The sequence below is a fragment of the Pseudomonas sp. LB3P93 genome (genome assembly GCF_054898025.1).
The window spans coordinates 1569216-1586461 of the sequence record NZ_CM142713.1; the positions used below are offsets into that span (position 1 = coordinate 1569216).

The 17246-nt window shown below is 60.6% G+C and carries 16 protein-coding genes; 13 read left to right on the plus strand and 3 right to left on the minus strand.

Annotation, left to right across the window (positions count from 1 at the left end; translation table 11 throughout):
• The first annotated feature begins 4 nt into the window (after positions 1–4).
• The 7 genes from ACYZT8_RS06975 (at position 5) to ACYZT8_RS07005 (ending at position 8611) form a co-directional block, all read left to right on the plus strand.
• Positions 5–1195 (plus strand): pyridoxal phosphate-dependent aminotransferase, encoded by a 1191-nt coding sequence (locus tag ACYZT8_RS06975; protein ID WP_461980108.1) that lies wholly within the window; start codon positions 5–7, stop codon positions 1193–1195.
• Complete coding sequence (locus tag ACYZT8_RS06980) at positions 1188–2603, plus strand: aldehyde dehydrogenase family protein (RefSeq protein WP_461980109.1); 1416 nt, start codon at positions 1188–1190, stop codon at positions 2601–2603. Before ACYZT8_RS06975 ends, ACYZT8_RS06980 begins: the two co-directional genes overlap by 8 nt.
• A 106-nt stretch (positions 2604–2709) precedes the next feature.
• Positions 2710–4311 (plus strand): ABC transporter substrate-binding protein, encoded by a 1602-nt coding sequence (locus ACYZT8_RS06985; RefSeq protein ID WP_461980110.1) that lies wholly within the window; start codon positions 2710–2712, stop codon positions 4309–4311.
• 137 nt (positions 4312–4448) lie between these two features.
• Positions 4449–5408: an ABC transporter permease gene (locus ACYZT8_RS06990; protein ID WP_461980111.1), complete on the plus strand. Its 960-nt coding sequence runs from the start codon at positions 4449–4451 to the stop codon at positions 5406–5408.
• A 3-nt stretch (positions 5409–5411) separates the two neighbouring features.
• A complete protein-coding gene (locus tag ACYZT8_RS06995; RefSeq protein ID WP_461980112.1) occupies positions 5412–6239 on the plus strand; it encodes an ABC transporter permease in 828 nt (275 codons plus the stop codon).
• 2 nt (positions 6240–6241) lie between these two features.
• On the plus strand, positions 6242–7897 hold the full coding sequence (locus tag ACYZT8_RS07000; protein WP_461980113.1) for an ABC transporter ATP-binding protein: 1656 nt from the start codon (positions 6242–6244) through the stop codon (positions 7895–7897).
• A 9-nt stretch (positions 7898–7906) separates the two neighbouring features.
• Positions 7907–8611, plus strand: coding sequence for an NAD(P)H-dependent oxidoreductase (locus tag ACYZT8_RS07005; protein WP_461980114.1), 705 nt, complete (start codon positions 7907–7909; stop codon positions 8609–8611).
• A gap of 216 nt (positions 8612–8827) precedes the next feature.
• Here ACYZT8_RS07005 and ACYZT8_RS07010 read toward each other — a convergent pair whose 3' ends face one another.
• Positions 8828–9019 carry a YegP family protein gene (locus ACYZT8_RS07010; protein WP_010462174.1) on the minus strand — a complete coding sequence of 64 codons (192 nt, stop codon included), beginning with the start codon at positions 9017–9019 and terminating at the stop codon, positions 8828–8830.
• Between the two features lie 277 nt (positions 9020–9296).
• Between ACYZT8_RS07010 and ACYZT8_RS07015 the strand changes: the two genes are divergently transcribed.
• The 6 genes from ACYZT8_RS07015 (at position 9297) to ACYZT8_RS07040 (ending at position 14891) form a co-directional block, all read left to right on the plus strand.
• The gene (locus ACYZT8_RS07015; RefSeq protein WP_461980115.1) at positions 9297–10265 is read left to right on the plus strand and encodes a glycosyltransferase family 2 protein; all 969 of its coding nucleotides are present in this window, start codon (positions 9297–9299) and stop codon (positions 10263–10265) included.
• 2 nt (positions 10266–10267) lie between these two features.
• On the plus strand, positions 10268–10978 hold the full coding sequence (locus tag ACYZT8_RS07020) for a class I SAM-dependent methyltransferase (RefSeq protein WP_461980116.1): 711 nt from the start codon (positions 10268–10270) through the stop codon (positions 10976–10978).
• Entirely contained in the window at positions 10975–11361 is a 387-nt protein-coding gene (locus ACYZT8_RS07025) for a GtrA family protein (protein WP_461980117.1), read from the plus strand. The genes ACYZT8_RS07020 and ACYZT8_RS07025 overlap by 4 nt, the downstream gene beginning before the upstream one ends.
• Positions 11358–13454 carry a DUF6311 domain-containing protein gene (locus ACYZT8_RS07030; RefSeq protein WP_461980118.1) on the plus strand — a complete coding sequence of 699 codons (2097 nt, stop codon included), beginning with the start codon at positions 11358–11360 and terminating at the stop codon, positions 13452–13454. Before ACYZT8_RS07025 ends, ACYZT8_RS07030 begins: the two co-directional genes overlap by 4 nt.
• 87 nt (positions 13455–13541) lie before the next feature.
• On the plus strand, positions 13542–14468 hold the full coding sequence (locus ACYZT8_RS07035; RefSeq protein ID WP_461980119.1) for a LysR family transcriptional regulator: 927 nt from the start codon (positions 13542–13544) through the stop codon (positions 14466–14468).
• A 57-nt stretch (positions 14469–14525) separates the two neighbouring features.
• Positions 14526–14891 (plus strand): 5-carboxymethyl-2-hydroxymuconate Delta-isomerase, encoded by a 366-nt coding sequence (locus ACYZT8_RS07040; RefSeq protein WP_461980120.1) that lies wholly within the window; start codon positions 14526–14528, stop codon positions 14889–14891.
• Between the two features lie 3 nt (positions 14892–14894).
• Here the strand turns inward: ACYZT8_RS07040 and ACYZT8_RS07045 are convergent, their stop codons facing one another.
• Positions 14895–15830 (minus strand): LysR family transcriptional regulator, encoded by a 936-nt coding sequence (locus tag ACYZT8_RS07045; protein WP_461980121.1) that lies wholly within the window; start codon positions 15828–15830, stop codon positions 14895–14897.
• Positions 15831–16027: 197 nt separating this feature from the next.
• Complete coding sequence (locus ACYZT8_RS07050) at positions 16028–17212, minus strand: cyanate transporter (protein WP_461980122.1); 1185 nt, start codon at positions 17210–17212, stop codon at positions 16028–16030.
• Positions 17213–17246 lie beyond the last annotated feature (34 nt).

Sequence of the window (17246 nt, forward strand, 5' to 3'; positions counted from 1 at the left end):
CGTCATGCGTTTTTCCGACCTGACACAACGTATCGCCGGTGACGGCGCTGCCGCCTGGGGCATTCATTACCGCGCACTGGCGCTGCTGGAACAGGGTGAAGACATTCTGCTGCTGTCAGTCGGCGACCCGGATTTCGACACGCCGGTGCCGATTGTGCAGGCGGCCATCGACAGCCTGTTGTCCGGCAACACCCACTACGCCGACGTGCGTGGCAAACGCGCACTGCGTGAAAGCATCGCCAGGCATTACGGCAAACGCAGCGGCCAGCAGGTCTCTGCGGAGCAGGTCACCGTGCTCGCCGGGGCGCAATGCGCGTTGTTCTGCGTGGCTCAGTGCGTACTGAATCCGGGCGATGAAGTGATCGTCGCCGAGCCGATGTACGTCACCTATGAAGCCGTATTCGGTGCCTGTGGCGCGGTGGTGATTCCAGTGCCGGCGCGCTCGGAAAACGGCTTTCGGGTACTGCCCGAAGACGTCGCCGCACGCATCACGCCGCGTACTCGGGCGCTGGTGCTCAACAGCCCGCACAACCCGTCGGGTGCCAGTTTGCCGCGCAGCACGTGGCAGGCGTTGGCGCAGCTGTGCATCGCCCACGACCTGTGGCTGATTTCCGATGAGGTCTACAGCGAGCTGTTGTACAACGGCGAACACATCAGCCCGGCCAGTCTGCCGGGCATGGCCGAGCGCACCGCGACGCTTAACAGCTTGTCGAAATCCCATGCCATGACCGGCTGGCGCATCGGCTGGTCGATCACGCCGCCCGCCCTGGCTGCGCACCTGGAAAACCTCGCGCTGTGCATGCTCTACGGTTTGCCGGATTTCGTGCAGGACGCCGCCGTCGTCGCGCTGGAAAGCAACCTGCCGGAACTGGAAGCGATGCGCGAAGCCTATCGCCAACGTCGCGATCTGGTCTGCGAATGTCTGGCCGACTGCCCCGGCGTGCGTGCCTTGAAGCCCGATGGCGGGATGTTCGTGATGGTCGATATCCGCGACACCGGGCTCAGTGCCCAGGCGTTTGCCGACCGCTTGCTCGACCGTCATGGCGTCTCGGTCCTGGCCGGTGAAGCCTTCGGCCCGAGCGCCGCCGGGCATATCCGACTGGGGCTGGTGTTGGGCGCAGAACCCTTGCGTGACGCCTGCCAGCGAATCACCCGTTGCGCCACTGAACTGATGGAAGCCCAAGTCTATGCATAACCACAAGACGCTGTTTATCGATGGCCGCTGGCAAACTCCGTCGGGGCAGGGCATCGCCGAAGTCATCAACCCGGCCACTGAAGAAGTCGCCGGTTCGGTGCCGCTGGGCGATGAGCGCGATGTCGACAACGCGGTGGCCGCCGCCCGCCGCGCGTTCGGTTCATGGTCGCGGACGCCTTCAAGTGTTCGCGCCGGATACATCCGCGCGCTCGCCGAGCAGTTGCACACGCGGGCCGACGAGATGGCAGCGGTCATCACCACTGAATTGGGGATGCCGGTGCAATGGTGCCGGTCAGTTCAGGTCGACGGACCCATCATCGGCCTGGAGCAATACGTCGAACTCGCCGGCTTGATGGATGAAGTGCGTGAGGTCGGCAGTTCGCTGGTGATCCGCGAGGCAGTCGGTGTGTGCGCCTTCATCAACCCGTGGAACTACCCGCTGCATCAACTGATCGGCAAGCTCGCTCCGGCGCTGGCCGCCGGTTGCACCGTGGTGGTCAAACCGAGTCAGGAAACACCGCTGCACGCCTTTTTGCTGGCGCAAATGATTGAAGCCATCGGCCTGCCTGCCGGGGTGTTCAACCTGGTCAGCGGACCGGGCTCGAAGGTCGGCGAAGCACTGGCCAAACACCCGGACGTGGACATGGTCTCGTTCACCGGCTCCACCGGCGCCGGGGTGCGCGTGGCACAAGCGGCGGCGCCTTCGGTGAAGCGCGTGTGCCTGGAGCTCGGCGGCAAGTCGCCGTTGCTGATCGCCGAAGACGCGGATCTGGCCGCCGCCGTGCGCTACGGCGTGCAGGACGTGATGATCAATTCCGGGCAGACCTGCACCGCACTGACCCGCATGTTGCTGCCCGCCAGTCGTTACGCCGAGGCCGTGGAACTGGCCATTGCCGAAACCCAAAGCCTGCGCATGGGTGATCCACTGGACCCGCAAAGTTTCCTCGGGCCGATGTGTTCGGCGGCGCAACGGCGCACCGTGCGCGACTACATTCAGGTCGGCCAACAGGAAGGCGCGCGACTGCTGTGTGGCGGCGATACGGTGCACGCTTTCGAGCGCGGTTACTACGTCAGCCCGACGCTGTTCGCCGATGTCGACAACCGCATGCGCATCGCCCAGGAAGAAATCTTCGGGCCGGTGCTGTGCCTGATTCCTTACGCCGATGAAGCGCAAGCGATTCAGATCGCCAACGATTCGCCGTTCGGCTTGTCCAGCGGCGTCTGGGCCGCCAGCACCGAGCGCGCCTTGCACCTTGGGCGTCAGCTGCGCGCCGGGCAATGCTTTCTCAACGGCGCGGCGTTCAATTATCAGGCGCCGTTCGGTGGCTACAAACAGTCGGGCAATGGCCGTGAATGGGGGGAAGAAGGGCTCAACGAGTTCGTCGAAGTGAAGGCGATTCAAGTGTGACCGTTGACGATTCAAATGATATTCGCACCGGGCCTTGGTCCGGTGCCTTGCGTGGTTTCAAACCGGTAATTCATTACTAACTTTGCTTGTGATCAGGGGCAATGCAATGAGCGATAACAAAAACAACATTACTCAAGCGAACCATGAATTCAGTTTTCCGCGTCGTGACTTTTTGAAATACAGCGCCACCGCAGCAGCCGTAGCCGGGGCGTTTTCCATGGGCTTGCCGATGGGCGCCTTCGCCCAGGAAACCACGCCAAAACCGGGCGGCGTGTTGCGCCTCGGCCTGGCGGGCGGCAGCACCACCGACTCAAAAGATCCCGGTTCCTGGGTCGACACCTTCACCTTCGTCGGCTTCTCCGCGGTCTATAACACCCTCACTGAAATCGCCGTCGACGGCACCGCCATCCCGGAGCTGGCCGAGAGCTGGACGTCGACACCGGACGCGCGTATCTGGACCTTCAAACTGCGTCAGGGCGTGACCTTTCACAACGGCAAGACCCTGACCGCCGACGACGTGGTCGCCTCGATCCAGCATCACCTCAGCGAGAAATCCACCTCTGCCGCCAAGACCGTCTTGGGCGACGTCGCCAAGGTCAGCGCCCAAGGCACGGACAGCGTGGTGTTCGAACTGAAGTCGGGCAACGCCGATTTCGCCTATGTGGTTGCCGATTACCATCTGGTCATCATGCCGGCCAAGGACGGTGTGGCCGACTGGCAGGCCGGCGTCGGGACCGGCGGTTATCGCCTCAAGGACTTTGAACCGGGCGTGCGCATGGGCCTGGAGCGCAGTCCCGATTACTGGAAGGCGGGCCGGGCGCATTTCGCCAGTGCCGAGCTGATTGCGATTGCCGACGGCGCGGCGCGGATCAACGCGCTGGTCACCGGGCAAGTCGATGTGATCAACAAGGTCGACCTGAAAACCGTGGCCTTGCTCAAGCGCAATCCGAACCTGGTGATCGAAGAAACCAAAGGCGCCCAGCATTACACCTTCCCGATGTTGTGCGACAGCCAGCAGTTCCAGGACAGCAACATCCGCATGGCGATGAAGCACGCGATCAATCGCGAAACCCTGCTGTCCTCGGTGCTGTATGGCTATGGCCTGGTGGGCAACGATCACCCGATCCAGCCCGGCAGCCGCTTTATCAACACGGCGCTGGAGCAACGTACTTACGACCCGGACAAGGCGCGTTTCTACCTGCGCCAGGCCGGTGTCGATTCGCTCAAGGTCCGTCTGCAAGCGTCTGACGCGGCGTACAGCGGCGCGGTGGATGCGTCGGTGCTGTTCAAGGAGCAGGCGCGTCAGGCCGGGATCGATATCGACGTGGTTCGCGAGCCGGCGGATGGTTTCTTTTCCAATGTCTGGATGAAACAACCGTTCACCACATCGTTCTGGTACAGCAGCCTGACCGCCGACCGGATGTTCAGCATCGGTTACGCCAAAGGCGCGGCCTGGAACGAAACCCATTGGGACAACCCGCGCTTCAACCAACTGCTGAACGCCGCCCGCGGCGAGATGAACGACCCGTTGCGCCGCGAGATGTACAACGAAATGCAGGCGCTGTGCCGGGACGATGGCGGGGCGATTGTGCCGTTGTTTGCCAGCTCGGTGGCGGCGCGGTCGAACCGTGTTGCGCACGGCGGCCAGACCGCGCCGTATGGCGAACTGGATGGGTTGCGCGTGATCGAGCGCTGGTGGCAGGCCTGATCGTTATGATCGTTCCCACGCTCCGCGTGGGAATGCAGCCCGTGACGCTCCGCGTCACTGGACGCGGAGCGTCCCTTGAGGCATTCCCACGCGGAGCGTGGGAACGATCAACAGTGTCCATTTCAAGGAACTGCACAGTGAATAGTATTTTCAAGTTGCTCCTGCAGCGTTTGGCATTGGGTCTGTTATCGCTCTTCGCGGTATCAGTCATTATCTTCCTCGCCGTCGGCATGCTCCCGGGTGACATCGCCCAGGCCATGCTCGGCCAATCCGCTACCCCGGAAACCGTCGCGGCATTCCGGGCGCAACTGGGCCTGGACCTGCCGCCGCTGACCCGCTTCGGTCACTGGATCTGGCACCTGCTGCAAGGTGATCTCGGTGTCTCGCTGGCCAACCAGCGGCCCATCGCCGAACTGGTTGCCTCGCGGCTGGGCAACACGTTCAGCCTCGCCGCGCTGGCGGCACTGGTGTCCGTGCCGCTCGCATTGGTTCTGGGGATGCTCGCGGCGCTGTATCGCAACAGCTGGTTCGACCGCTTGCTCAATACCAGCGCCTTGAGTGCGGTGTCGTTTCCGGAGTTCTTCGTCGCCTACATCCTGATCCTGGTGTTCGCGGTGAAGCTCAACTGGTTCCCGAGCATTTCCAACCTTGCGCCGGACGCCTCGTTTGGCACCGTGCTCGAACGTTCGGTGCTACCGGTCGCGACCCTGAGCCTGGTGGTGATCGCGCAGATGATGCGCATGACCCGCGCCTCGCTGATCAACCTGCTGGCCAGCCCGTACATCGAAATGGCCCGGCTCAAAGGCATCAGCCAGTCGCGCATCATCTTCCGCCACGCCTTGCCCAATGCTTTGGCGCCGATCGTCAACGTGGTGGCGCTGAACCTCGCGTACCTGGTGGTCGGCGTGGTGGTGGTCGAGGTGGTGTTTGTCTATCCGGGCCTCGGCCAATTGCTGGTGGACTCGGTGGCCAAGCGTGACATTCCGGTGGTCCAGGCCTGCAGCCTGATTTTCGCGGCGACCTACATCCTGCTCAACACCACGGCGGATGTGCTTTCAATCGCCAGCAACCCACGCCTGATGCATCCGAAGGGGTAGAACATGAGCCTGCTCAAACAATTGGTCCGGGCGCCGCTGAGTGCCCAGTTCGGAATGCTGGTGATCATCCTGTACATCCTCGTGGCGCTGTTCGCGCCGTTGCTGGCGCCGTATGGCGAAACGCAAGTAGTGGGCGAAGGCTTCGCGCCCTGGAGCGGCGAGTTTCTGCTGGGCACCGATAACCTCGGTCGCGACATGTTCAGCCGCCTGGTCTACGGTGCGCGCAACACCTTGGGCATTGCGTTCCTGACCACGGTGCTGGCGTTCCTGCTCGGCGGCTTGAGCGGTTTGATCGCGGCGATCAAGGGCGGCTGGGTCGATCAGGGATTGTCGCGGGTTGTCGATATTCTGATGGCGATTCCGCAGCTGATCTTCGCCTTGCTGATCCTCAGTGTGGTCGGCACCACCGCGACTTCGCTGGTGCTGGTGATCGCGCTGCTGGACGCGACCCGGGTGTTTCGCCTGTCACGGGCGGTGGCGATGAACGTGGTGGTGCAAGACTTCGTCGAAGCCGCACGCCTGCGCGGTGAAGGCCTGTGGTGGCTGGTGACCCGCGAAGTGTTGCCCAACGCCGCCGCGCCGCTGATTGCCGAGTTCGGCCTGCGGTTCTGCTTCGTGTTTTTGTTCATCAGCGCGCTGTCGTTTCTCGGCCTGGGCATTCAACCGCCCACCGCCGATTGGGGCAGCATGGTCCGCGACAACGCGGTGCTGATTACTTTCGGCGACGTCAGCCCCTTGCTGCCCGCCCTGGCCGTGGCGTTGATCACGGTCAGCGTCAACTTCGTCGTCGACTGGATGCTGCATAAATCCAGCGGCCTCAAGGAGTGCTGAACATGAACGCGATCACCGAAGAAAAACCATTGCTGGAAATCCGCGATTTGCACATCGAAGGTCATTACGAGGACGCTTGGCACCCGCTGATCAAGGGCATTGATCTGACCCTGCAACGCGGCGAAGTGCTGGGCCTGATCGGCGAGTCGGGGGCTGGCAAGTCGACCCTCGGCCTCGCCGCCATGGGCTACACCCGCGACGGCTGCCGGATCACCGGCGGCTCGGTTCAGTTCGACGGCATCGACCTGCTGCGCGCCAAACCCGAGGCCCTGCGCAAACTGCGTGGCCTGCGGATCGCCTATGTGGCACAAAGCGCTGCGGCGTCGTTCAACCCGGCCCATCGGTTGATTGATCAGCACGTGGAAACCGCGGTGAAAAACGGTGGCATGAGCCGCGCCCAGGCGATGGCAGAAGCGGTGGAGTTGTATCGGGTGCTGCGCTTGCCCAATCCGGAACAGATCGGTCAGCGTTATCCGCATCAGGTGTCCGGCGGGCAGTTGCAGCGGGTCATGACCGCCATGGCCATGGCGTGCCATCCCGACCTGATCATCTTCGACGAGCCGACCACCGCCCTCGACGTCACCACGCAGATTGAAGTGCTGGCGGCCATTCGCGATGCGGTGGCGACCTATGGCAGTGCGGCGATCTACATCAGCCACGACCTGGCGGTGGTCGCGCAAATGGCCGACCGGATCATGGTGCTGCGCCACGGAAAACTGGTGGAGGAGGCCGAAACCCGCAAGATGCTCGGCGATCCACAAGAGGATTACACCAAGTCCCTGTGGGCGGTACGCAGTTTTCGCACCGAACCCAAGCCGTGCCCGCAGCAGGAAAAACCGCTATTGGAGTTGCGCAAAAGCTGCGCCAGTTACGGTCATCAACCGGTGTTGCACGATGTCTCGTTGCGCCTGTATCGCGGCCAGACCCTGGCGGTGATCGGCGAGTCCGGCAGCGGTAAAAGCTCGACCGCGCGGTTGATCACTGGCTTGCTGACGCCGACGTCGGGCCAGGTGCTGTATGACGGCGAGGGGCTGCCGGCGGACTTTCGCCAGCGCAGCAAGGAGCAACTGCGGCGCATCCAGATGATCTACCAGATCCCCGATACGGCGCTGAACCCGCGTCAGCGCATCGTCGACATCATCGGTCGGCCGTTGACGTTTTATCTGGGGCTCAAGGGCAAGGCGATGCGTGCACGGGTGGCCGAGTTGCTGGAAATGATCGAGCTTGATCCGGCCACCTTCATGGAGCGCCAGCCCCGCGAGCTGTCCGGTGGGCAGAAGCAACGGGTATGCATTGCACGAGCATTGGCGGCCGATCCGCAATTGATTATTTGCGACGAAGTGACCTCGGCGCTGGACCAACTGGTGGCCGAAGGCGTGCTCAAATTGCTCAACCGGATTCAGCAGCAACTGGGCGTCGCTTATTTATTCATCACCCACGATGTCGCGACTGTCCGGGCGATTGCCGATGAGGTGTTGGTCATGCAGCGGGGCAGGGTGGTCGACCACGGCTCGCGCAGCGCCATTTTCACCCCGCCGCATCAGGATTACACCGGCCTGCTGTTTTCATCCGAACCGCAAATGGACCCCGACTGGCTCGACCGGTTGCTCGCCACGCGCGCGTTATTACCCTCAAATTCAAAACCTGTAAGCGTCTAGGGAATTGCCATGAAAGTATTGATTGTCCACGCCCATCCGGAGCCGAAATCCTTCACCGCCGCCCTGCGTGATCAGGCGGTGGCGACACTTGAGGCCCAGGGGCATGAGGTCCAGGTCAGCGACCTGTACGCGATGAACTGGAACCCGGTGGCCAGCGCTGATGACTTTTCTTCGCGGGAGAACCCCGAGTACCTGGTGTATGCGCTGGAGCAACGTCTGGGGGTAAAGAGCCAGTCGCTGGCGCCGGACATCCAGCAAGAACTCGACAAACTGTTGTGGGCTGACCTGCTGATTCTGAACTTCCCGATTTTCTGGTTCTCGACCCCGGCCATCCTCAAGGGCTGGATTGATCGGGTGCTGGTGTCGGGTATCTGCTACGGCGGCAAGCGCTTTTACGACCAGGGCGGATTGAGCGGCAAGAAGGCGCTGGTGTCCATCACCTTGGGCGGCCGTGAGCATATGTTCGGTGATGGCGCGATCCACGGTCCGCTGGAAGACATGTTGCGGCCGATCCTGCGCGGCACGCTGGCCTATGTCGGATTTGATGTGCTGGAACCGTTTGTGGCCTGGCATGTGCCGTACATCAGTGACGTGGCTCGCAAGGATTTCCTGCAGAGTTATCAGCAGCGCCTGGAGCGCCTGAGTGATGAACAGCCGATGCAGTTTCCGCGGTTGTCGCAGTTTGATGATGGGTTGTATCCGTTGCCCGGCTAATGGGGGCTTTTGGCCAAGAGTTGGATGGTGAACTTTCGGGCCCCATCGCGGGCAAGCCCGCTCCCACAAGGTTTTGTGTCAATCGCAATTATGTGACTGGCACAAAACCTGTGGGAGCGGGCTTGCCCGCGATGGGGCCAGTGGTTTCAACATAAAAAACGGAAACATGCCGAAGCTGTTCACAGCACCTGAACAGTCTCGGCACGGGCTTTTGGTTTAAATCTCCTTCACCGGCGTCTCACCCTCAACCCCTTTGATCAACCCGATGGCATGCAGGCAATCCGCCTTGTTCACGTACGACTCACCGCTGGCGATCGTCTCGTGGTTCCCCGCCCTCAAGCGCCAGCGCCATTGTCCTTTGCCGGTGCTCGGCGTGCCTTTGGATTGCCTGTAAATCTCGAAATACATTCTGCTCGCTCCATGCGATGGGTAATTGCGACAACCTGTGTGACGCATCGGGGGCAAGCCTAGCGGAGCTGGCTTTTTTGACCATCAGGCATTTGTTTCCAGGCATTTGAAAATATTTCAGCCTGCGCAACCGGGCTGGCGCTAATGGCCAAAACCCCCGCAGTTTCGCCCTTGCATCACCTCCCTTGGTCCTGCTTAATACGACACGGCTCATGGCGTCGATCAACGGTCGGCGACCTCGGATTGTAGAAAAACCACTATAAAAAAGAGCAATCAATTGACTCATCAGCACGGAACGCAACTGGCCGGGCATTTGCAGCTTTCGCTCGTGATACCGGTATTCAATGAAGCGGCGACCATTGATTTGTTCATCGCGCGGATCACCGACGTCTTCAAGGAAGAAACGCTGGTCAGTATTGAAATGGTGTTCGTCAACGACGGCAGCACCGACACCACGCTCGACCTGCTGCTGGAGCGGCAGCAGACCGATTCGCGCCTTCGCGTTGTCGATCTGAGCCGTAATTTCGGCAAGGAAGCGGCCCTGACCGCAGGCTTGCAGACCGCCACCGGCCAGGTGGTGGTGCCGATCGATGTCGATTTGCAGGACCCGCCTGAAGTCATCCTCGAAATGATCGCCCGCTGGCGTGAAGGCTATGAAGTGGTGCTGGGCCATCGTGTGAGTCGTAAGGACGACTCCTGGGCCAAGCAAACCTCGGCCAACTGGTTCTACCGTCTGCACAACAAAATCGCCGAACAACACCTTCCGGAAAACGTCGGCGATTTTCGGCTGATGGACCGTTGCGTGGTCGATGCGCTGCAAACGTTGCCAGAATCGCGGCGGTTCATGAAAGGCCTGTTCGCCTGGGTCGGGTTTCGCACCACCCACGTGAACTATGACCGCCCGGAGCGAGTGGCGGGTGCGACCAAGTTCAACGGCTGGCGCTTGTGGAATTTCGCCCTGGAGGGCATCACCAGTTTCAGCACCGAACCGCTGCGCATCTGGACCTATATGGGGCTGTTCGTTTCGCTGATCTCTTTTTCGTTCGCCATTTTTATCATCTTGCGCACCCTGATCTCCGGTGTTGATCTGCCGGGTTATGCCTCGCTGATGGTCGCCGTCACTTTTCTGGGTGGCCTGCAATTGATTGGCATCGGCGTGTTGGGTGAATACCTGGGCCGGACCTACATCGAGTCAAAACGCCGCCCGGTGTATCTGGTGCGACGAGTCTATGACCCAAAGGACTGACAATGGATCTCAAGGAAACCGACATCCTCGGTTCAAGCATCGACCAGCATTGGTATTACGCCTCCAAAGCGGCGGCCACTACGCGACTGTTGGGCAACACGCCGATCAAAAAGATTCTCGACGTGGGCGCAGGCTCCGGGTTCTTTTCCCACCATTTGCTGACGCATTCAGCGGCCCGTGAAGCGTGGTGCGTCGACATCAGTTACGACGCCGATTCGGACGCCACAACCGCCGGGAAACCGGTGCACTACCGTCGCGGCATCGACTCGGTGGACGCCGACCTGGTGCTGCTGATGGACGTGCTGGAGCATGTCGATGACGACGTCGGATTGCTCAAGGCCTATGTTGATAAAGTCCCTTCCGGCAGCCGATTTCTGATGACGGTGCCGGCGTTCCAGTTTCTCTGGAGCGGGCACGATGACTTCCTCGAACACAAGCGTCGCTATACCTTGCCGCAGCTGGAAACGGTGGCCCGGGATGCCGGTTTGACGGTGAAGCAGGGTGCGTATTATTTCGGTCTGGTGTTCCCGATTGCCGCCACCCTGCGATTGCTGCCCAAAGGTGCACAACCGTCACCACCGCGCTCGCAGCTCAAGCAGCACCATCCGTTGGTGAATACGATTTTGAAGACGCTGTGCAGCGTCGAACGGCCGTTAATGGGTGCGAATCGTCTGGCCGGTTTGACGGTGTTTGTCCTGGCGCAGAAGCCGTGACGTCAGCCGAAAAAACCGCCTTGATCCAGCGTGGCCTGCGTTTTGCCGTGACCGGGTTGTTCGTCACGGCCCTGCACGCGCTGGTGGCTGTGCTGTTTATCAACTATGTGTTGCCTCTGCCACCCTTGGCCAACGGCGCGGCGTTTGCCGTGGCGACCGTGGTGTCTTACCTGATCAATACCACCTGGAGCTTTTCCGCCCGATTGCATGGGCGAACGATGCTGCGCTTCATGATGGTTTCCGTTGCCGGTTTCTTGCTGGCGATGTTGGTGGCCTGGGCCGCGCAAATGGCCGGGCTGCATTATTTGCTGGGGATCGGCGCGGTGGCGCTGACCCTTCCGGCCTTCACCTTTGTATTGCATAACTTCTGGACGTATCGATGAAGGTTTCGGGCAAGCATTGGGCAGTCGCAGTGCTGCCTCTGTTAATGGGCGTTGTGGCTTTTTTCATGGTGATCGGGCCACGGGTACTGGACCCGCAAAACATTGCCTGGCTGGAAAGCGGTGACCCCGCGACCCATTATCTGGGCTGGGTATTTTTTCGACATTCGCCCTGGAGTTTTCCACTCGGACTGAATCCGTCGTACGGTCTGGAGCTGGGCAACGCGATCATCTTTTCTGACTCCAACCCGCTATTGGCGTTCCTGTTCAAACCTTTCAGTGCATGGCTTCCCGATACGTTTCAGTACTTCGGCATCTGGTTGTTGATGTGTTTTGTCCTGCAAGCCTGGTTCGCCTGGAAATTAATGGGGCTGGTAACGCCCAGTGTCTTGCTCGGGTTGTTGGGAACAGGTCTGTTCCTGTTTTCGCCGCCGATGTTCGTGCGCATGGGCGGGCATCTGTCCCTTGCCGGGCATTTTCTGATCCTCGCTGCGCTCTATCTGGCGCTGCTTCCCGAGGTGGCGCGACGCCGACTGGCATGGGGCTCTCTGTTAGCGGCTACCGCGCTGGTGCACGCGTATTTGCTGGCGATGGTTGCCTTGATCTGGATCGTCGATCTTGTCGGCAGAACCCTTAGAGGCCAGCTGACGCGGCGCATTGCACTGATCGAACTGATCCTGCTGTTTCTGCTGGTGAGTCTGTGCTGTTGGCAGGCCGGGTATTTCAGTGTGGGTGACGGCACTGTTTCCGCCGGTTTTGGCTTGTATCGCATGAATTTGCTGGCACCGATCAATGCCAACGGTTGGTCACTGGTATTGCCGAGCCTGCCGCAAGGATCCGGCGACTATGAAGGTTTCAACTACCTGGGCGCGGGCACGCTGTTGTTGGCGATTTGCGCTGGCATCGTGCTTTTGCGTCGCGGGGCGGGCGTTGGCCATGCCCTGCGTCGTCTTCCCTTTCTGTTGCTGGCCCTGATCGGCTTGACGCTGTTTGCGCTGTCGAATGACATCGGCGTCGGCCAGTTCGGTTTTCACTATTGGCTGCCAAGGTCATTCGTCGATTTGGCCAACGTCTTCCGCGCATCGGGGCGGATGTTCTGGCCGGTGTTCTACGTCATCGTGTTGCTGGTCATCTACCTGGTGGTGCGTGGCAATCGACCGGGCATTGCCGGCTGCTTGCTGGCGTTGGCGCTGTGTGTCCAGGTCGTGGATACCCAATACGGCTGGGTCGGGTTGCGTGACAACCGCATGGTAACTCCGGCTTCGCAGTGGTCTACACCGCTACGCGATCCGTTCTGGGCCAATGCGGCTTCGCACTACGCAAAGGTTCGTTCATTGCAGCCGCAGAACTCGTCGGATACCTGGCAGCCTGTCGCCAGCTTCGCCGCCACCCACGGTCTGAAAACCGACACCACTTATTTGGGTCGCATGAGTTCGAAGGCGCTGGAACAGGCGAGGAAAAACGCGCAACGGATGCTGCAAACAGGCCAGTACGAGCCGGACTCGCTGTACATCCTCGATGAAGAATCCATGCTGGAGGCTGTAAAAAGTGTCCGCAGCGACACCGATCTGCTGGCCCGTGTTGATGGGCTGGTGGTGCTGGCGCCGGGTTGGAAGCAATGCACGCAATGCCTTGCGATTGAAGACGAGGGGCGCTCGATGCAGTTAGTCCCGCTGATCAAGTCGGGGCAACAACAGCTGTTCAATTACAAGACGTCCAGTCTGGCCAAAGGGTGGTCGACGCCTGAAACCTGGGGCACTTGGTCAGAAGGCGAGGAGGCCGAGATTCTGTTGCGGGTTCCACCCAAAGCTCAGTCCATTGTCATGGAGGTGCTGGCCTTTGTGCAGCCAAACCATGAGCGTCAGACGATGGTCTTTACCATCAACGGCGTACAGGCCTTGTCGACTCGTCTGACGAGCTTGCAGGGCAATCGCATCGAAATCCCGCTCACACCAGCCATCCACGAAGCTATCGCCCGGGATTCGATGATGCGCATTCACGTGCAGTTACCCGACGCGATCAGCCCTAAGCAACTGGGGCTGGGGGATGATCAGCGTGTCATGGGCCTGGGGATGAAGTCGCTGACCGTGCAGTGATTCGCCAGAACGCGGCGCTCATGCCGATAGACGCCGGCCCCAAGGTCTTTCTACACTGCCTGGTGTGTCTGGGACCGGGGGCAAGGAATGAATCGCAACGAACTGCGCAAGGCTGACATCAACCTGATGGTGGTGTTTGAAACGTTGATGCTCGAGCGCAACGTCACGCGGGTGGCGGAGAAGCTGTTTCTCGGCCAGCCGACCATCAGTGCCGCGCTCAACCGCTTGCGGACGATGTTCAACGATCCGCTGTTCATTCGGGTCGGCCATCGCATGGAACCTACGGCGCGGGCCGAGGAAATAATCCTGCACCTGTCGCCGGCACTGGATTCGTTGTCGGTGGCCCTGAGCCTGACCCACGATTTCGACCCGGCCAGCAGCACCATGACCTTTCGCATCGGGCTGTCGGACGATGTCGAGTTCGGCCTGCTGCCGCCGCTGCTGCGCACGTTGCGTCAGGAAGCACCGAAGGTGGTGTTCGTGGTTCAGCATGTCGATTACTGGCGCATTCCCGACTTGCTGGCCTCCGGCGATATCACGGTCGGCATCAGCCAGACCCGCGGCCTGCCGGCCAACGCCAAACGCAAATTGCTGCGGCACATCCAGCCGAGCATTTTGCGCGCCGATGCCTCGGACACCCCGCTGACCCTCGATGAATATTGTGCCCGCCCGCACGTGTTGGTATCGCACACCGCCAACGTCAGCGGCTATGCCGATGAATGGCTGGCGGAGATCGGCCGTACGCGTCAGGTCGTGCTATCGGTGCCGCAATACAGTTCGTTGCCGGCCCTGCTCGCCGGTACCGACCTGATCGCCAGCCTGCCGGATTACACGGCCGAGGCGATGGCGGCTTCAGGGCAGCTGTTCAAGGAACCCTTTCCGTTCAAGACACCGACGCTGGACTTGTCTATGGTCTGGCTCAGCCATGTCGATACCGACCCGGCCGAACGCTGGTTGCGCTCACGGCTGGAGGCGTTCATGAGTGAGCGCGTTGAATTGCTGCTGTCCAAATGAGTCAGACGGTGCTGTGTTATATGTAGGACCTTTCCGCCCACCTTCAGGAGCCCAACCATGCCCCACCTGCACATGGAATACACCGCCAACCTGCCCGGACTGAACGCCGACGTGGCGTTGATTCGGCTCAACAATGCATTGGTGGCTTCCGGTCAGTTCGCTGCCGAGTTCGACATCAAGAGCCGGGCGGTGAAGGTCGAGACGTTCAAGGTCGGCACGGCGATGGGGGAGCGGGCGTTTGTGCATGTGAAGCTGGCGCTGCTGAGCGGTCGCTCGCCGCAGATCAAACAGCAGTTGTCCGAAAGCCTGCTGGCCGTGGTGCAGGAGCTGTGTGAGTGGCCGACAGGGGTTGAAGTCCAGTTGTGCGTGGAGATCCTCGACATCGATCGAGAGTCCTACACCAAGACTGCCATCGGCCACTGAATTTCAGGCCAACTCCTGCTCGGCGCAGGCCTTGATCACTTGTTCGCGCAACCAGGTGTTGGCGCTGTCCTGATCAACGCTTTGACTCCACAGCATATCCAGAGTGAAACCCGGCAAGCCGTTGGGTGCTTCGCAGTGATTGAAGATCGCCTCGTTGGCCAGCAATTGCTGGATGCGACGGGGCAGCGTCAGGATGAAGTCAGTGCCGGTGATCATTTTCAGCGCCGCGCTGTAGCTGTTGGAGCGTGCGACAATCTGCCGTTTGTGCGCCTGTTGCGCCAGCCAGCCATCGACCATGTTGGTGGTGGACGTCCACGGCGTCGGAAACACATGCCGGCGTTCGACAAAGGCTTTCAGGCTTAATCGCGGTTCCAGTGGTGTGGCACGCTTGTCGAAGACGCAGACCAGGTCATCCTCCAGCAACAGCCGGGATTTGAAATCGGTGTGGCTGCGATGAAAATGCGGGCCGAAACAGATCACCAGATCGAGGCTGCCATCGCGCAGGTCTTCGCTCGGGATATCAGTTTCGAATTTGTGCATGTTGACCATCACCGGCAGGTCGGCGAAATCGAAGCTTTTCAACAGGCGCGGCAGGATCAGCTGCTCGAAGTATTCCGGTGCGCAGATATTGAACGTGACCGGTTGCAAGGTCGGGTCGAAGGCCTGGGCACCGGCGTGGCAGAGATTGATGCTTTCGAGAATCTTCAGCACATGCGTGTACATGGTGCTGGCTTTGTACGTGGGGCGCATACCCGTGCGGGTATTGATGAATAGCTCGTCTTCAAAACTGGTGCGCAGCTTTTTCAGGCAGTAACTCACGGTGGACTGGCTGACGCAGAGCGCCTCCGACACACCAGTGACGCTGCTTTGCTCATACACGGCGACAAACACCATGAGGTCCTGCATATCGAGCTTTCTAAGCAAGTTACTGTTCAGCATCCGTTCTGTCTCGCTGTGCTCCTTGCGCTGACTGTGCGCAAACGTGTGCGAATGATCCTAACGGAACGATGGTGCCAGGAGAATGCCTTGTAGGACGTTTCACGGTCAGTTGTGGGACAGAAAATGTTACGAACACGACGTGGGAATTTAATCCTACATAACATGGCCGAAGGCCTTTACCAGGACGGCGCTCCGGGTCAGTGAATGTGTCGGGCGTAATGCCGCGGGTTGAAGCGCAGAGCCATCAGGATCATCAGCGCCATGACCCCGGTCAGGCACCACCAGGCCCATTCGAAGCTACCCAACTGATCGCGGACCATCCCGGCCATCAGCGGCGAAAGGCCGGCAATCAGGTAGCCGATGCCTTGTACGAAGGCCGTCAGCCCACCGGCGCGTTGCGGGTTGTCGAGGTGATCCAGCGAAACAATCAGGCTCATCGGGAACAGGCCGCCAATGCCCAATCCCAACAGGCACGGCCAGAGCAGGCTGAAGTGTTGCGGGCTGAGGATCAGCCCACAGAATCCGGCCATGATCAGCGCCAGCAACACCACCAGCACCAGGCGTCGATCACGGCTGCGGTTGGCGATGGCGGGTGTCACCAGCCCCGACAACACTTCCATGGCCGTCAAAAAGCCCAGCAGCAACCCGGCATTTTGTTCGCTCCAACCCTTTTCCACGTAGTACGGCGCCAACCAGGCCAGCACACAGGTGTAGGCCGCGGTGCCCAAACCGAAGAAGATGGCGAGTAACCAGGCGCGGGAGTTGGCGAAGAAGGATGCCTTTCGTGGTGCCCGCGTCTCCAGTGTCGGTGCCTTCTGGCGCCCGGCCGTCCAGAACATCAATGCCACCAGGGCCAGCACTGCCCAGATTGCCAGCCCCACCCGCCAACTGCCGGTGCGGGTCATCACCAGCGGTGCAAACGATGCCGCTATCGCCGCACCGCCCATGATCGACGTCACGTAGAGCCCCATGCACACGGCAACGTTATCGCTGAAGCGGGATTTGATCAGCACCGGCATCAATGCCTGGATCAGCGCAATCCCTATACCGGCCAGCATGGCGCTGAGGATCAGTTCGACTGCCGAGTCCACGAACAACCGCGACACCGTGGCCAGGCCAATGATCAGCAGTGATATCACCACGGTGCGCTGTTCACCGAGGCGTTGGCTGACGCTCAGGCCAAAGAACATCGCCAGCCCCATGGCCGTGACGGGTAGCATGGTCAGCAGCGAGGCCAGGCTGAAACTCAACGGGATGTCCCCGCGAATGCCCGACAGCAAAGGCCCGACAGCCGCCATCGATGGCCGCAGGTTCAGGGCGACAAGGATGATGCTGACCATCAGCCAGAGGGCAGGGCGGGAAGTGGCGCGAACGTTTTCCATCAATCGGACCTTGAATAAACAGGGGCCGATTAGG

What these genes read in the sequence shown, in the direction of transcription:
- ACYZT8_RS07050 (WP_461980122.1), bottom strand. Translation starts at nt 17,212, where the DNA reads ATGGAAAACGTTCGCGCCACTTCCCGCCCTGCCCTCTGGCTGATGGTC.
- ACYZT8_RS07010 (WP_010462174.1), bottom strand. Translation starts at nt 9,019, where the DNA reads ATGTATTTCGAGATTTACAGGCAATCCAAAGGCACGCCGAGCACCGGC.
- ACYZT8_RS07000 (WP_461980113.1), top strand. Translation starts at nt 6,242, where the DNA reads ATGAACGCGATCACCGAAGAAAAACCATTGCTGGAAATCCGCGATTTG.
- ACYZT8_RS06975 (WP_461980108.1), top strand. Translation starts at nt 5, where the DNA reads ATGCGTTTTTCCGACCTGACACAACGTATCGCCGGTGACGGCGCTGCC.
- ACYZT8_RS06980 (WP_461980109.1), top strand. Translation starts at nt 1,188, where the DNA reads ATGCATAACCACAAGACGCTGTTTATCGATGGCCGCTGGCAAACTCCG.
- ACYZT8_RS07005 (WP_461980114.1), top strand. Translation starts at nt 7,907, where the DNA reads ATGAAAGTATTGATTGTCCACGCCCATCCGGAGCCGAAATCCTTCACC.
- ACYZT8_RS07035 (WP_461980119.1), top strand. Translation starts at nt 13,542, where the DNA reads ATGAATCGCAACGAACTGCGCAAGGCTGACATCAACCTGATGGTGGTG.
- ACYZT8_RS07030 (WP_461980118.1), top strand. Translation starts at nt 11,358, where the DNA reads ATGAAGGTTTCGGGCAAGCATTGGGCAGTCGCAGTGCTGCCTCTGTTA.
- ACYZT8_RS07045 (WP_461980121.1), bottom strand. Translation starts at nt 15,830, where the DNA reads ATGCTGAACAGTAACTTGCTTAGAAAGCTCGATATGCAGGACCTCATG.
- ACYZT8_RS07020 (WP_461980116.1), top strand. Translation starts at nt 10,268, where the DNA reads ATGGATCTCAAGGAAACCGACATCCTCGGTTCAAGCATCGACCAGCAT.
- ACYZT8_RS06985 (WP_461980110.1), top strand. Translation starts at nt 2,710, where the DNA reads ATGAGCGATAACAAAAACAACATTACTCAAGCGAACCATGAATTCAGT.
- ACYZT8_RS07040 (WP_461980120.1), top strand. Translation starts at nt 14,526, where the DNA reads ATGCCCCACCTGCACATGGAATACACCGCCAACCTGCCCGGACTGAAC.
- ACYZT8_RS06995 (WP_461980112.1), top strand. Translation starts at nt 5,412, where the DNA reads ATGAGCCTGCTCAAACAATTGGTCCGGGCGCCGCTGAGTGCCCAGTTC.